At 65.7% G+C, this 12,332-nt stretch carries 11 protein-coding genes; 9 read left to right on the top strand and 2 right to left on the bottom strand.

What is annotated here, in order from left to right:
• Positions 1-6: 6 nt before the first annotated feature.
• The 8 genes from ACQU6B_RS07800 to ACQU6B_RS07765 all read left to right on the top strand — a co-directional run bounded on the left by ACQU6B_RS07800 (position 7) and on the right by ACQU6B_RS07765 (position 8,897).
• Positions 7-849: a TrmH family RNA methyltransferase gene (locus tag ACQU6B_RS07800; protein WP_430866982.1), complete on the top strand. Its 843-nt coding sequence runs from the start codon at positions 7-9 to the stop codon at positions 847-849.
• A 134-nt stretch (positions 850-983) separates the two neighbouring features.
• Positions 984-2,630 carry a diguanylate cyclase domain-containing protein gene (locus tag ACQU6B_RS07795; RefSeq protein WP_430866981.1) on the top strand — a complete coding sequence of 549 codons (1,647 nt, stop codon included), beginning with the start codon at positions 984-986 and terminating at the stop codon, positions 2,628-2,630.
• Positions 2,631-2,669: 39 nt separating this feature from the next.
• Entirely contained in the window at positions 2,670-3,122 is a 453-nt protein-coding gene (locus tag ACQU6B_RS07790; protein ID WP_430866980.1) for a hypothetical protein, read from the top strand.
• 76 nt (positions 3,123-3,198) lie between these two features.
• Positions 3,199-4,287, top strand: a complete 1,089-nt coding sequence (gene pheS, locus ACQU6B_RS07785) for a phenylalanine--tRNA ligase subunit alpha (protein WP_430866979.1) — start codon at positions 3,199-3,201, stop codon at positions 4,285-4,287.
• Between the two features lie 2 nt (positions 4,288-4,289).
• Positions 4,290-6,902: a phenylalanine--tRNA ligase subunit beta gene (gene pheT / locus ACQU6B_RS07780; protein ID WP_430866978.1), complete on the top strand. Its 2,613-nt coding sequence runs from the start codon at positions 4,290-4,292 to the stop codon at positions 6,900-6,902.
• Between the two features lie 123 nt (positions 6,903-7,025).
• Positions 7,026-7,418 (top strand): ACT domain-containing protein, encoded by a 393-nt coding sequence (locus tag ACQU6B_RS07775; protein ID WP_430866977.1) that lies wholly within the window; start codon positions 7,026-7,028, stop codon positions 7,416-7,418.
• Between the two features lie 42 nt (positions 7,419-7,460).
• On the top strand, positions 7,461-8,213 hold the full coding sequence (locus ACQU6B_RS07770; protein ID WP_430866976.1) for an alpha/beta hydrolase: 753 nt from the start codon (positions 7,461-7,463) through the stop codon (positions 8,211-8,213).
• Between the two features lie 183 nt (positions 8,214-8,396).
• Positions 8,397-8,897 carry a hypothetical protein gene (locus ACQU6B_RS07765; RefSeq protein WP_430866975.1) on the top strand — a complete coding sequence of 167 codons (501 nt, stop codon included), beginning with the start codon at positions 8,397-8,399 and terminating at the stop codon, positions 8,895-8,897.
• A 39-nt stretch (positions 8,898-8,936) separates the two neighbouring features.
• Here the strand turns inward: ACQU6B_RS07765 and ACQU6B_RS07760 are convergent, their stop codons facing one another.
• Together ACQU6B_RS07760 and ACQU6B_RS07755 are read right to left on the bottom strand one after the other, a co-directional pair.
• The gene (locus tag ACQU6B_RS07760) at positions 8,937-10,067 is read right to left on the bottom strand and encodes a transglutaminase domain-containing protein (protein WP_430866974.1); all 1,131 of its coding nucleotides are present in this window, start codon (positions 10,065-10,067) and stop codon (positions 8,937-8,939) included.
• A 110-nt stretch (positions 10,068-10,177) separates the two neighbouring features.
• Positions 10,178-10,798 (bottom strand): sugar O-acetyltransferase, encoded by a 621-nt coding sequence (locus ACQU6B_RS07755; protein ID WP_430866973.1) that lies wholly within the window; start codon positions 10,796-10,798, stop codon positions 10,178-10,180.
• Positions 10,799-10,881: 83 nt separating this feature from the next.
• On the opposite strand from ACQU6B_RS07755, the gene ACQU6B_RS07750 reads away from it, so the two are divergent.
• Positions 10,882-11,805: a hypothetical protein gene (locus tag ACQU6B_RS07750; protein ID WP_430866972.1), complete on the top strand. Its 924-nt coding sequence runs from the start codon at positions 10,882-10,884 to the stop codon at positions 11,803-11,805.
• Positions 11,806-12,332 lie beyond the last annotated feature (527 nt).

Genomic DNA, 12,332 nt, shown 5'->3' with positions numbered 1-12,332 from the left:
GAAGCTATGACAGAGCGCCCCACGGGGCCCGACCTCACGCCCACTTTCGTCAACGCGAAAGCGGAGCGAGTCAAGCAGGTACGGGCCCTGGCGGGGCGTTCTGCGCGTTCCAAGACCGGCCGATTCCTGGTCGAAGGTCCGCAGGCGGTACGCGAGGCGGTGCGTTTCGCACCCACTCGCGTCCGCGATCTTTACCTCACGGAGGACGCGGCGACCCGCTACAGCGAGATTGTCGCCGATGCTCAGGCGGCTGAGTTGTACGTCCACATCGGCACCCCGCAGGTCCTCGAGGCGATGAGCCCCGACGCCCAGGGTGTCGTGGCAGTACTGGACAACGCCGGCGTCTCTCTTGACGACGTGCTCGGTGCGGCCACGCCGCCACGCCTGATCATGGTGCTGAGCAACGTCCGCGACCCCGGTAATGCGGGCACAGCAATCCGCGTGGCGGACGCAGCTGGCGCGGACGCCGTAGTGCTGGCAGGGGAGAGCGTCGACCCTGCCAACCCCAAGGTGGTCCGGGCATCGGCCGGAAGCCTTTTCCACCTACCGGTGGTCCGTTCCCTTCCGCTCGACGACGCCCTCGTGGCGCTCGCCGGAGCCGGTCTGCAGATTGTTGCGGCTGACGGCTCCGGAACCTCAGAGCTGGGTGACGGCGACGCCGGTACCGAGTTCCTCGCCAAGCCCACTGCGTGGGTGTTTGGCAATGAGGCATGGGGCCTGCGAGAGGACGAACTCTCCCTCGCCGACGCCGTGGTGAGCCTGCCCATCTACGGGAAGGCGGAGAGTCTCAACCTCGCGACCGCCGCCTCCGTCTGCCTCTATGCGAGCGCACGCGCCCAGCGAAGGTAGTTCTCCGCCCCTCCTTTTAGAAGAGTGCTGGTGTGGCAGCATACGGGGCATCTCGGTGACTAATCGGTCACACACTGCGCATGCGTCCCACGGATTTGCGCGGTAGGGTGCGCGCCCGCGCGTAATGTGGCGGTATGAACGAGACAGCGCCGCGCCCGCGCCGCAAGCTGAGCCGTTCACGCGGGCTGCTGCTCGGTGCATCCGTGCTCGTGTTGATTCTTGTGGTGCAGATGATCGCCACGATCGCGGGAGCCTTCGTCGCCCAGCGCCAGGCGGTCTCCGCGGCCAAGGACACGTTCTCCTACGTGGGGGACCTGACCGCTGAACGCATCGCGCGCTACGCCGCCTCAGCCGAGCAGGTGGTGGGGTCGACGACTAGCTCCGTTATTGACGCAGGCGGGATGACGCTCGACGAGGCCACCCGGGTGCTGTACCTCAATCTTGACCGCGCGCCCGACGTCCGCGGCGCCTACATCGGGTTCCCCGACGGCTCCTTCGTCTCCGTGAGCCACGAGGGCACGGGTTTCGTGTCGCAGCGCGTCGAGGTGGACCATACCTACAGTGCGACGGTCACGACGTACGACACCCAGTTCTCACCTGTGGAGACCAAGGACCTCGACGCGAAATACGACCCACGGTTGCGGCCTTGGTACCAGTCGGGTGAGCAGTCCCTCAACTCAGTGTGGACCCAGCCCTACCTGCTGTTCGACAGCAACGTGACGTTCGCCTCGATCGCCAGCTCCGCCCGAGACTCGAGTGGACTGCTGGCGGTGATCGGAGCCGACCTCAACGTCGATCGGATGGCGACCATCCTTGACAACCTGCCGTTGGGAGAGGGCGCGGAGGCCTTCGTCTTGTCGCCGGACCGCCAGGTGATCGCTGCACCGTCGAGCTATCAGGACTGGCTGCGCGAGATCGCGGGGCTCTCTGGTGAGGTGCCTATGGCGAGCGACATAGGGGTCAAGGACATGGCGGTCGCCACCGATTACTCGCAGGGCGACGTGTTCGGCGAGGTCAACGGCCGGATCACTCTCGAGCGGGGCTTCCCGCCCAGCGAGGGCCTGGACTGGATACTGCACCTCGAGGCCGACCAAAGCGAGCTCTCGCCCGGCCTAGACCGGTTGCAGGTCACCATCTTCACCATCACCGCCTTCTCTGCCCTCACAGTGGCGGGTGTCGCGATCGTGATGTATCGGATGTGGCGGCCCTTGCGCAAGATGAACCATCACGCGCGCACGGACCAGCTGACCGGGCTGGCCAACCGGCACGAGTTCCGCGCACGAGGTGCGGACTTGCTGCGGCGCGCGGAGCTACGCGGCGACATCGTCGTGGTGGCTGCGTTCGATATGGACAACTTCAAGGCGCTGAACGACGCATTCGGCCACGAGGCCGGCGACACTGCCCTGACCATCGCCGGCGATGCCTTGCTGGCGGCGTCACGCGAGGCGGACGTGGTGGCGCGCATGGGCGGCGACGAGTTCGTGATGATGCAGACCATCCCGGGCCTGCGGTCAATTCCGTCGGTGGTGGAACGCGTTCGCGAGGCCGTTGAGCACACGGTGCAGACCCAGGCGCCAGGCGGCGAGACGGTCGGCATCACCGCCGGGTATTCGCTGACGCGCTACGGGGCATTCGACCTCGACATCCTGCTGGCCGAGGCCGACGCGGCGCTGCTCGAGGGCAAGCGCACGCAGAAGAGCGCCACGTACCGCTACGAGCGTCCAGGCACCGGCGACGATGAGGAGTCGGAACCCGGGATGCGCAACAGTCTCGACACATAGTCGCGGTACTCTCTGCATATTCACATTGAGGGAGTAGAGATGGACAACGTCCAGAAGCTGGACATTCCGGGCGCGCGCGACACCGTCGAGGTGGACGGCGTGCTGGGCGTGTTCTACAAGGTCAGGGTGGGCGGACAGGTCGTCAAGCGCACCAAGGGCGGCTGGGCCGTGCCGATGCGTTCCGGCACAACATCGAAGCTGTCCTCGCGCGGGATCCTCCCCGGTTTCCAGAAGATCTACCTCGACGATGTGCCGATCTATGCGATCGGAGCCCACGTAGACACCGCGCTGCGCGTGCTGATGTTCGTGCCGTTTGTGTTGATCTTCCTCAACCCCATTGTGGGGCTGCCGCTCGCCGTGATCCTGTTCTTCATGAATGTGTCGGTGGTGAAGAACCCCCAGATGCCCCGGCCCGTGCGCATCATCCTGCCGGTGGTGAACACGCTCGTCGGCGCGTTGATCCTGTTCCTGCTGGCCGGCCTGCTCGCCTGAGGCGCGGGACCCACCAGCGGGACCCTGGGTGCCGGGTAGGATTGTCTGGAATCTTTAACCCACCTGGAAAGCAGACATGACTGACCTGTCACCGTTGGACGCTGATGGCGTCTCCGCGGCTGTAGACGATGCGCTTGCAGCCTTCGCCGCCGCGACCACGCTGGATGACCTCAAGGAAGCCCGCCTGGCTCACACCGGCGACAAGGCTCCCGTCTCTCTGGCCAACCGTCAGATAGGCGCCCTGGAGCCGGCGGACAAGGCCGCCGCCGGCAAGAACATGGGGATGGCTCGCGGTCGCCTGAACAAGGCACTCGAGGCCCGCCAGGCCGAGCTCGAGGCCGAGCGCGACGCTAGCGTTCTGGTCGAGGAGGCGGTTGACGTCACGTTGCCCGTGAACCGGGCCATGACGGGCGCACGTCACCCGTTGGAGTCCCTGCAGGAGCGCATGTGCGACACGTTCGTTGCGATGGGCTGGGAGGTGGCTGAGGGGCCGGAGATGGAGGCGGAGTGGTTCAACTTCGACGCGCTCAACTTTGACCCCGACCACCCGGCCCGCGAGATGCAGGACACGTTCTTCATCGACCCGCCCGAGGCCGGCATCGTGCTGCGCACTCACACCTCGCCCGTGCAGGTGCGGGCTGCCCTGGAGCGCCGCGACGCGCTCGTGAACGACGGCCGCGGCATCTATGTGGTGTGCCCGGGCAAGACGTTCCGCACGGACGCGCTCGACGCGACCCACACGCCGGTGTTCCACCAGATCGAGGGCCTCGCCGTGGACAAGGGCCTGACCATGGCCCACCTCAAGGGCACGCTCGACGCGTTTGCCCGCAGCCTCTTTGGGCCCGATGCGGTGACGCGTTTGCGCCCCAACTTCTTCCCGTTCACGGAGCCCAGCGCGGAGATGGACCTGCGCTGCTTTGTGTGCCAGGGCGAGGACACCGCGTGCCGCACGTGCTCCGGCACCGGTTGGATCGAGTGGGGCGGTTGCGGTATGACCCACCCGAACGTGCTGATCGCCGCCGGGATCGACCCCGAGCAGTACACCGCCTTTGCCTTTGGTATGGGTGTGGAGAGGACTTTGATGTTCCGTCACGGAGTGACAGACATGCGTGACATGGTCGAGGGCGACGTGCGCTTCTCGCAGCAGTTCGGGATGGAGGTCTAGACATGCCTAAGGTCCCGTTGAAGTGGCTCCAGGAGTCCGTTGACTTGGTGGAGGGTTCCTCCGCCGAGGATGTTGCCGATGCTCTGGTGAGCGTCGGTTTGGAAGAAGAGGGCATCGAGGGCGGCGCCGTGACCGGCCCGCTCGTGGTGGGCCGCGTCATGACGCTGGTCAAGGAGACCGCGTCGAACGGCAAGACGGTGAATTACTGCCGCGTTGACGTCGGTGAGCACAACGACCCCGCCGGCCCCGGCCACAAGCCCGACAACCAGATCGAGTACCCCGAGTCCAAGGGCATCGTCTGCGGCGCGCACAACTTCGTGGAGGGCGACTACGTGGTCTGCATCCTCCCCGGCGGAGTGCTGCCCGGACCGTTCCCCATCGGCGGGCGCAAGACCTACGGACACTGGTCCCACGGCATGATTTGCTCCTCCAAGGAGCTGGGACTGGGCGAGGACCACGACGGCATCATCGTGCTCGCGTCCCCGTCCGGCGGACCCGTCTGGGGCGAGGGCCACGACGTCGCTGACCTGACTCCCGGCCAGGACGCCATCCCGCTGATGGGCCTGGACGAGCAGACCATCGAGATCAACGTGACGCCCGACCGCGGCTACAGCTTTTCGATGCGCGGCGTGGCCCGCGAGTACTCGCACGCCACCGGTCAGGAGCTGCGCGACCCCGCCGCTATAGAGGTCACCGGCACCAGCGTTGATGGAACCACCGGCGAGGGCTTTGCCGTGTCCATCGAGGACCAGGCTCCCATCCGCGGCAACGTGGGCTGCGACCGCTTCGCGGCGCGAGTCATTCGCGGATTCGACCCGACGGCCGAGTCTCCGGCGTACATGAAGCGCCGCCTCACGCAGGCGGGCATGCGCCCCATCTCCTTGGCCGTTGACATCACCAACTACGTGATGCTCGAACTTGGCCACCCGCTGCACGCGTACGACCTGGCAAAGGTGACGGCGCCGCTGGTGGTGCGCCGGGCATCGGCCGGGGAAAAGCTCACCACGCTGGACGACGCCGAGCGCGCGCTGAGCGAGGAAGACATTCTGGTCACCGACTCGACCGGCGGGCACGGCGCCAGGCCGGTGGGCCTGGGAGGAGTGATGGGTGGTCTCGCGACAGAGGTCTCGGACACCACCACGGACATCCTGCTCGAGGCCGCACACTGGGACCCCATCACGATTGCGCGCACCGCGCGTCGTCACAAGCTGGGCTCCGAGGCGTCGCGTCGCTATGAGCGCGGTGTGGACACGCAGCTGGCCCCCGTGGCCATCGAGCGCGCGCTGCGGCTCATGCAGCAGTACGGCGGGGGAGAGCTGGACGAGGTCTGGACGGACCTCGACAACACTGTCGCTCCCGCGCCCATCCACATGGACGTCGCCTACCCGGGGCTAATTGTGGGCATTACGATCGGCGCCGATGAAGTGGTGACGTCGCTGGAGAAGGTCGGCTGTGAGGTGGACCGGGACGGCGAAAGCCTTATCGTGACGCCCCCCACCTGGCGGCCCGACCTGGAGGCGGCCATCAACCTTGTTGAGGAGGTGGGACGCCTGCACGGCTACGAGAACCTGCCTTCGGTGCTGCCCGTGGCGCCTCCCGGGCGCGGTTACACGCACTCGCAGCAGGTGCGCAAGTCGGTGGCACGCACGCTCGCCGAGGCGGGCCTGACTGAGGTCCTCACGTACCCGTTCGTCTCCGAGGCTCGCCTCGACGAGATGGGCATCCCGGCCGATGACGTCCGCCGCGACCTGGTGCGGGTGGCGAACCCCATCAGCGCAGCGCAGCCGTTCATGCGCAGCTCGCTGCTGTCCACCCTGGTGGACGCGGTCAAGGTGAACCTGGGCCGTGGCGCTCAGGACGTCGCCGTCTACGAGCTGGGACGCGCCTTCCGCGCCTCTAGCATCGGCACCGTGGCGGTGGACGTCAGCGACGGCCGCATCACGCCGGACGACGTCATCAGGCTCAACGAGGTCCTGCCAGGACAGCCGCGCCGAGTGGCGGGCATCATGTCGGGCAACCGCATTCAGGCGGGCTGGAACGGTCCCGCCACCGCGTTCGACTGGGCCGATGCCGTGGCGATGGCCCAGCGCGTCGCCGGTGTTGCGGGCGTCGAGCTGACGGTTCAGGCCGATGCTGACCACATGCCGTGGCACCCAGGCCGCTGCGCCAAGCTGACGCTGCCGGACGGCTCGCTCGCGGGCCACGCGGGGGAGATTCACCCCAAGGTGGCCGAGGCCCTGGGCCTGCCCGCGCGCACGGTGTTGTTCGAGTTGGTGCTGGACCCCATGATCGCGCTGAGCGAGGGCTCCATCACGGCCGCTGCGCCCGTCTCGGGCCACACGCTGGCCAAGGAGGACTTCGCGTTCGTCGTGGATGCCTCAGTGACCGCCGCTGCCCTCGTTGCCACGGTGCGAGCCGCGGGCGGCGACCTGGTGGAGCGCGCACGGGTGTTCGACGTCTACACGGGCGAACAGGTGGGCGACGGTAAGAAGTCGCTAGCCGTGAATGTGGTGATGCGCGCCCCGGGCCGGACGTTGAGTGCCGACGAGGTGCTGGGTGTGCGCGAGGCGATCATTGGAGCTGCCCAGAGCGAGTTCGGGGCGGTGTTGCGCTAAAGCGCTGCACTGCTGGTACGGAAGTTTGGCTAGGGTTCCGAGCGTGATTGCGCTCGGAACTCACCGTCCGAACCCGCCTGTTTAGCGAAAGTGACGCGTAGCCCGGGCGGCTACGCTTGCGGGATGTCTGGAGAAACCGACCTCGCCACCCTGATCGCCTCCATGCGACCCCGGCTGGAGTCCACGGTCTACGTGTGGGCCACGGTCCCGTTCGGCACGCAGGTACCCGATGCAGTGGTCACCGTTCGCGAGGCGGAGGGGCTCACCGTGGTGCTGCCGCAGGCGCGCGGCGATGAGCTGGGCCTGGACTATGAGTTCCCGAGTGCGCGCATCACCCTTGAGGTGCACTCGGCGTTGGAGGCTGTGGGCCTCACCGCCGCGTTCGCGCAGACGCTCACCGACCAGGGGATTAGCGCGAACGTTGTCGCGGGTTTTCATCACGATCACATATTTGTGCCTTTCGACCGAGCGGTGGAGGCCACCGCGGCACTCGAACGGCTCGCCGCCGGCGCCTAGCGTTTGTGCTGGCAGACAGCCATGTGCCTCTAGGCTCTCCCCATGACTACCTTCGCTCTGATCCACGGCATGTACATGAATTCCAGCAGTTGGGACCCGTGGGCGGAACGCATTCGCGCCGCCGGGCACGACGTCGTGGTCCCCGAGTGGCCGGGACGAGTTGCGGACCCTGCCCAGGCGCGCGCCGTCGTCCACCCGGACCTGCGGGCCCTCGACTACACCGGCGTGGTCAAGGCGGTGCGTAGTCAGCTCACGCACAAGGAGGACCTGGTGTTGGTGGGCCACAGCATCGGCGGGCTGGTGGTGCAATCGCTACTGGCGGACGGCGTCGGCGCCGCGGGAGTCGCACTCAGCCCTGCGCCTCCCACCGGCATGCTGTCGCTACGACCGGACTTCTTGCGGGCCAACCTCCCGCACACGGCGTTCTTCATCCGGTCGCGGCCGCTGGAGATGGACGCCGACCGGTGGAGCTACTGCTTTGGCAACACGCTCCCGCGCGAGCAGTCCGATGCCCTGTGGGCTCAGATCTGCGTGCCCGAGGCGCGCGGGATTCCGGTCGGCTCGCTGACCGGGCAGGCGAAGATCAGCAAGGCCTCGATCAACGCGCCGCTGCTAGTAGTGGGCGCGGAGCACGACCACCTGATCCCGCCGTCGCTATCCAGGCGCGTCGCCAAGCGTTACAGCGCCGAGTACCGCGAACGCGCCGGCGCCGCCCACCTGCTGTGCAGCGAGCCCGGCTGGGAATCGCTGGCCGATGAAGTGCTGAAGTGGGGCGTTCAAACAGTAGAGAGTTAGCTGCCGCGAGTCGAGATTAGCGGCTTGAGCGACCTCAACAATGGAGCAACTCGTCAATGCACCCGGCAGAGGACCGTCATTGCTCGGGTAAACGAATCGCGGGTTTGGCCTAGTCATTCAAACGGTGGTGCGAGAATGTTTGGGTTCAGAGTGTGACCCCTGGACATTTTGAACGGAGCGACCATGGCTACCAACCGCGAGACGCGTGAAAGTTCGACGTTTCTAGCCTGGCAGTCGCACTTCGGAGTTCAGATGCAAGTCTCACGGTTGCGTCAGTCTTACGCGCGCGACGAGCAAGGGTCCGGGGTGCAACGGGTCGATGCGTCGGGGCTGATCGTCCAGCTTTGGCGCCTGCGACTGGCGGCCGTAATGTCACAGCGCATCGACGGAAGTCCCACCAGCGTCACTCCGGCGATAGAGGCCTTCGACTCTGCAAACCCGGGCCTAGCGAAACTTCGCCACGTAACAATGCACTTCGATGAATACGCGCTCGAGACCGATAGCAGGAGAAACAAGATTGGAGACCCGGCGCGTTTAATAGAGGCTCGAGACTTGTGGGACTTACGTTCTGAGCCCGACGCCTTTACGTGGCTCGAGGTGCGAGTTGACTATCCATCCGTTGAGATCGCGGCACGGGCTCTCTATGACGCGATCCAGGGTGACAACAATTCACAACTCTACTGACGCACCAAGAGTCCTGAGCAACGGGGTCCTGCAGTGCACCTAGCTCACGAAGCTATAGATATTTGCGTCCACGACCCATTCCGAGTCCTGCGTTCGAGTCGCGAGGATCGGAGCATCGGCTCCGAGCAACAGGTAGTCAGACCGTAACTGGTCCCCGGAGTCGTCCCAGGTGGTGTCCACCAGCAGCCACTCTCCACCAATCAACACCTTGTTCCAGGCGTGGCTTCCACCCGTGGCGCCAGAGCTGTCCGAGCCGGTGACCTCCACCGACCGCAGGCCCACCTCTTGAGCCATCGCGTTGAAGGACTGCGCGTAGCCATTGCAGACGGCAGTTCCTTCCACGAGGAGCCCATACGCCTCCTGCGATTGCTGCACTCGGTCGGTGTACTGGCCCGCGTTGATCTCGTCGAATGCCGCGTAGTCGTACGTACCAGCGGACACGATGTAGTCGTGAATGCGCGCTACTTGAGTCGCCTGGTCGGTGGTGTCGAGCGCGCCGGAGCGCTCAACGCCAACGGTTACCGCGGACCTAGTGGCGACACGCCTGCGGTCGCCCTCTTCGCGGTCATAGGGATAAGTGGGTTCCACCACGACGGTTCCAGTGTCATCCCGGTAAGAATACGAGCCGGCATACACGTAAGGGTTCTGAATCATCGCCTCACTCATCGCATCCGCCACGGAGTCGACGCCGCCAGTGCGGGCCCAATAGGTGACATCGATAGATGATTGCTGCGCGATCATTGCGCGTTCGAGGTGGTTAACCAGTTCCGTCGACCCAAATACCGGGAAATCGACCTGGGCGTCGTCCGGCTTCGCCGCCTCTGCCAAGGCGGACGCGACCTCACTCACCGAGGGAGCCACCCCCGCTCGATCCGCGTACACGTACGCGCCCGCGATCACGGCCACAATGGCGAGCGTGACAAAGATTCCGCGCCCCCTGCGGCGCGGAGCACTGTGCGAAACGTAGGAGTACTGCGAGGCGTAAGACGATTGGTACGGGGTGTGGGCTGCGGGTACTACGCCAGTCTCAAGGCGTGTGTACCGATTGCGTGTTCGCGCGGACCAGCGTGAGCCATCCCAGTATCGTTCGAGGTCGGTCTCACTTGGGTCGGGCATCCACCCGGCAGGGGGAAGTCTGGGGGATCGGGCGCGTGATGGCTGAAAGGTCATTCCCGCTCCCTACCTGGGGTGGCGCCCTCAGCTGCCCCGCTCGTATCCCAGACTAGCGTCAACGTCTGACTCGGCGTTGCAGTCGTGAGCTCTAGCGAAAAGCGGTCGCCCTAGAGCTCCCGCAGCACCTTCGCGGGGTTGCCACCGACGACCACTCCGGCAGGAACGTCCTTGGTCAGCACGGAGCCAGCTCCCACAATCGATCCGCGCCCAATGGTGACGCCGGGGCAGATCACGACGGACCCGCCCAGCCAGACGTCGTCCTCGATGGTGATGGGCAAGCCGATCTCCCATCCGGCGCGCCGCAGGTCAAGGTCCACGGAGTGGTTGGGGGTGTAGAGGCGCGCGTCGGGACCAATCAGTACGCCATCGCCGATGGTCACCATGCCACCACCAATGACCATGAAGTCGGTATTGATGAAGACGTTGCTGCCCAAGCGCACGCGTTCCTGATACTCGATGGAGAACGGTGGACGGAAGTCCAGGCCGGGCCCGCACTCGTCGAGCAGTTCGGTGAGCATCTGCGTCGCCTTGGCGGGATCGGCGGCATAGAGCTCGTTGATGGCCTGGCAGGTGCCCTTGGTGACACGCTGGGCGTCCGCGAGCTCGGGCCCGGCGCGGTACTTGAACCACTCGCCGGCCAGCATCTTTTCTCGCTCGCTGCGGGTGGAGTCTTCGACGGGATCTGTGCGGCCCGCCGTCTTGCCGTCGAGTGGGGGAGTTGTGGTCATGACTCGATTGTCTCGCACGCGGCGTAGGTCCTGCTTCCCGGCTGGGTCTCCTTGCCTGGTGTAGACCTCGGTAGCCTTGCTTCATGACCTCACCGCCTGCTGACGGCACCACGTTCGTCCTTAACGCGGGACGCGAGGGTCCCTTTGTGCTGATCGAGCCCGCTCATCTGCGCTGGTACGCGGCACTCGTCGTGGGTGCGGCGCTGATCTCGTGGCCCATCGCCGGCACGTGGCAGCCGTTTGGCTTTGTTGGCACGCTCGCCCTCATTACCGCGTTGCTCACCCTGTTAGTAGGTGGCTACTACCGCACTAAGGCCTACCTGGAGTGGTGGAGCCAGGAGGCGTACTTCGAGGTCACGCCCGATGCCCTGCGTGGCTGGCACGGCACCCTGGCTTCTCGCCGCAACGTGCATAGCTTCGCCGTGGGGGAGACTCTTGCCGTCGCATCGGACACCCGAACGGCGGTCCCTCGCCTGGTGGTCTCGGCGGCGGGCGACGGGATGGTGCTGGGCCCCCTGTGGGGCGTCTACCCACTCGAGTACGAGCGGTGGCGCACGTGGGTGGAGCTGCACGGCTGGACCGTGAACGACACCTATATCGAGGACCCCAACTCCAAGCGTTCACGAGCACTGCCGGTAGCCGATGCCTGGGTCGAGTTCGCCGTCCAGGACGACGCCGCGCAGTTCGTGTGGGGCGTGCCCAAGGGGCCCGACCGCGCGAGTGTCCGCGCCGGAGGGCGTGAGAATTGGCTCCCCGCGATCAACCCCAAGCATCAGGGAGCCTTCACTTCGACCCTGCCCGGGGCTCAGACCACCTCGGTTGCCGTCCGCATTGGCGGAATCGAGCCAGGGGCGAGTGTTACGAGCTTCGGCGGTATCGCATCGGCCGCTGAAATCCGCCAAGGAGCAGTAATCGCCGACCTCGACTTCGCGCAGGATGTAGATGGCGTCGCTGTCTCACACACGGCCGATGGTCGCGTGGAATTGCGGTTTCGCCCCGCTTCGTAGCGCCACGGCACAGCACGGTCGAGGCAGCGTTGACGCGATCACCTGGGGCGCCCCGGCCGCCGCGGGGGAGCGTCCACGGTGGCAATAGTTCTTAGCCGTGGAGTTCTTTAGGCGCCCAAGTGGGCCCAACCTGCCCGGATGCTTCGAGCGACACGAGTGCATAAAGGCACATTAGGTGGCTGAATGGTCCGAAATGCGGCAGTATGAACTTGAGTCATCGTCCGATGGCTTGCAGTACCGGGGGCAATATCCGGGTATGTGCGTTTTTAAGTTTCCTGACGATCTCAGCGCGCCAGGGGAGCATACGGCCGTTGCTTCCGTTCCTCGACACAAAGGAACGCACTATGAACAAGTGGAGCATCTTCCAGAACAACAAGGTAGTTCGAGTGACCGCTAGCGCGGGAACGCTCGTCGCCGTCGCCGCAATTGTTGGCGCCGGGTGGAAGTGGAGCTAGTCTCTCCTTCCAACGGGGGCGGCGTCAGGAAGAAGTTCCTGACGCCGCCCCTACTGCTTGCTGTCTATTTGG

The sequence above is a fragment of the Demequina aurantiaca genome (assembly GCF_050598105.1).
GTDB classification, from domain to species: Bacteria; Actinomycetota; Actinomycetes; order Actinomycetales; family Demequinaceae; genus Demequina; species Demequina aurantiaca_A.
Note: the sequence above shows the minus strand (reverse complement) of the source record. Positions and strands in the feature narration are given on the sequence as shown.

What these genes read in the sequence shown, in the direction of transcription:
- ACQU6B_RS07800 (WP_430866982.1), top strand. Translation starts at nt 7, where the DNA reads ATGACAGAGCGCCCCACGGGGCCCGACCTCACGCCCACTTTCGTCAAC.
- ACQU6B_RS07795 (WP_430866981.1), top strand. Translation starts at nt 984, where the DNA reads ATGAACGAGACAGCGCCGCGCCCGCGCCGCAAGCTGAGCCGTTCACGC.
- ACQU6B_RS07790 (WP_430866980.1), top strand. Translation starts at nt 2,670, where the DNA reads ATGGACAACGTCCAGAAGCTGGACATTCCGGGCGCGCGCGACACCGTC.
- pheS (WP_430866979.1), top strand. Translation starts at nt 3,199, where the DNA reads ATGACTGACCTGTCACCGTTGGACGCTGATGGCGTCTCCGCGGCTGTA.
- pheT (WP_430866978.1), top strand. Translation starts at nt 4,290, where the DNA reads ATGCCTAAGGTCCCGTTGAAGTGGCTCCAGGAGTCCGTTGACTTGGTG.
- ACQU6B_RS07775 (WP_430866977.1), top strand. Translation starts at nt 7,026, where the DNA reads ATGTCTGGAGAAACCGACCTCGCCACCCTGATCGCCTCCATGCGACCC.
- ACQU6B_RS07770 (WP_430866976.1), top strand. Translation starts at nt 7,461, where the DNA reads ATGACTACCTTCGCTCTGATCCACGGCATGTACATGAATTCCAGCAGT.
- ACQU6B_RS07765 (WP_430866975.1), top strand. Translation starts at nt 8,397, where the DNA reads ATGGCTACCAACCGCGAGACGCGTGAAAGTTCGACGTTTCTAGCCTGG.
- ACQU6B_RS07760 (WP_430866974.1), bottom strand. Translation starts at nt 10,067, where the DNA reads ATGACCTTTCAGCCATCACGCGCCCGATCCCCCAGACTTCCCCCTGCC.
- ACQU6B_RS07755 (WP_430866973.1), bottom strand. Translation starts at nt 10,798, where the DNA reads ATGACCACAACTCCCCCACTCGACGGCAAGACGGCGGGCCGCACAGAT.
- ACQU6B_RS07750 (WP_430866972.1), top strand. Translation starts at nt 10,882, where the DNA reads ATGACCTCACCGCCTGCTGACGGCACCACGTTCGTCCTTAACGCGGGA.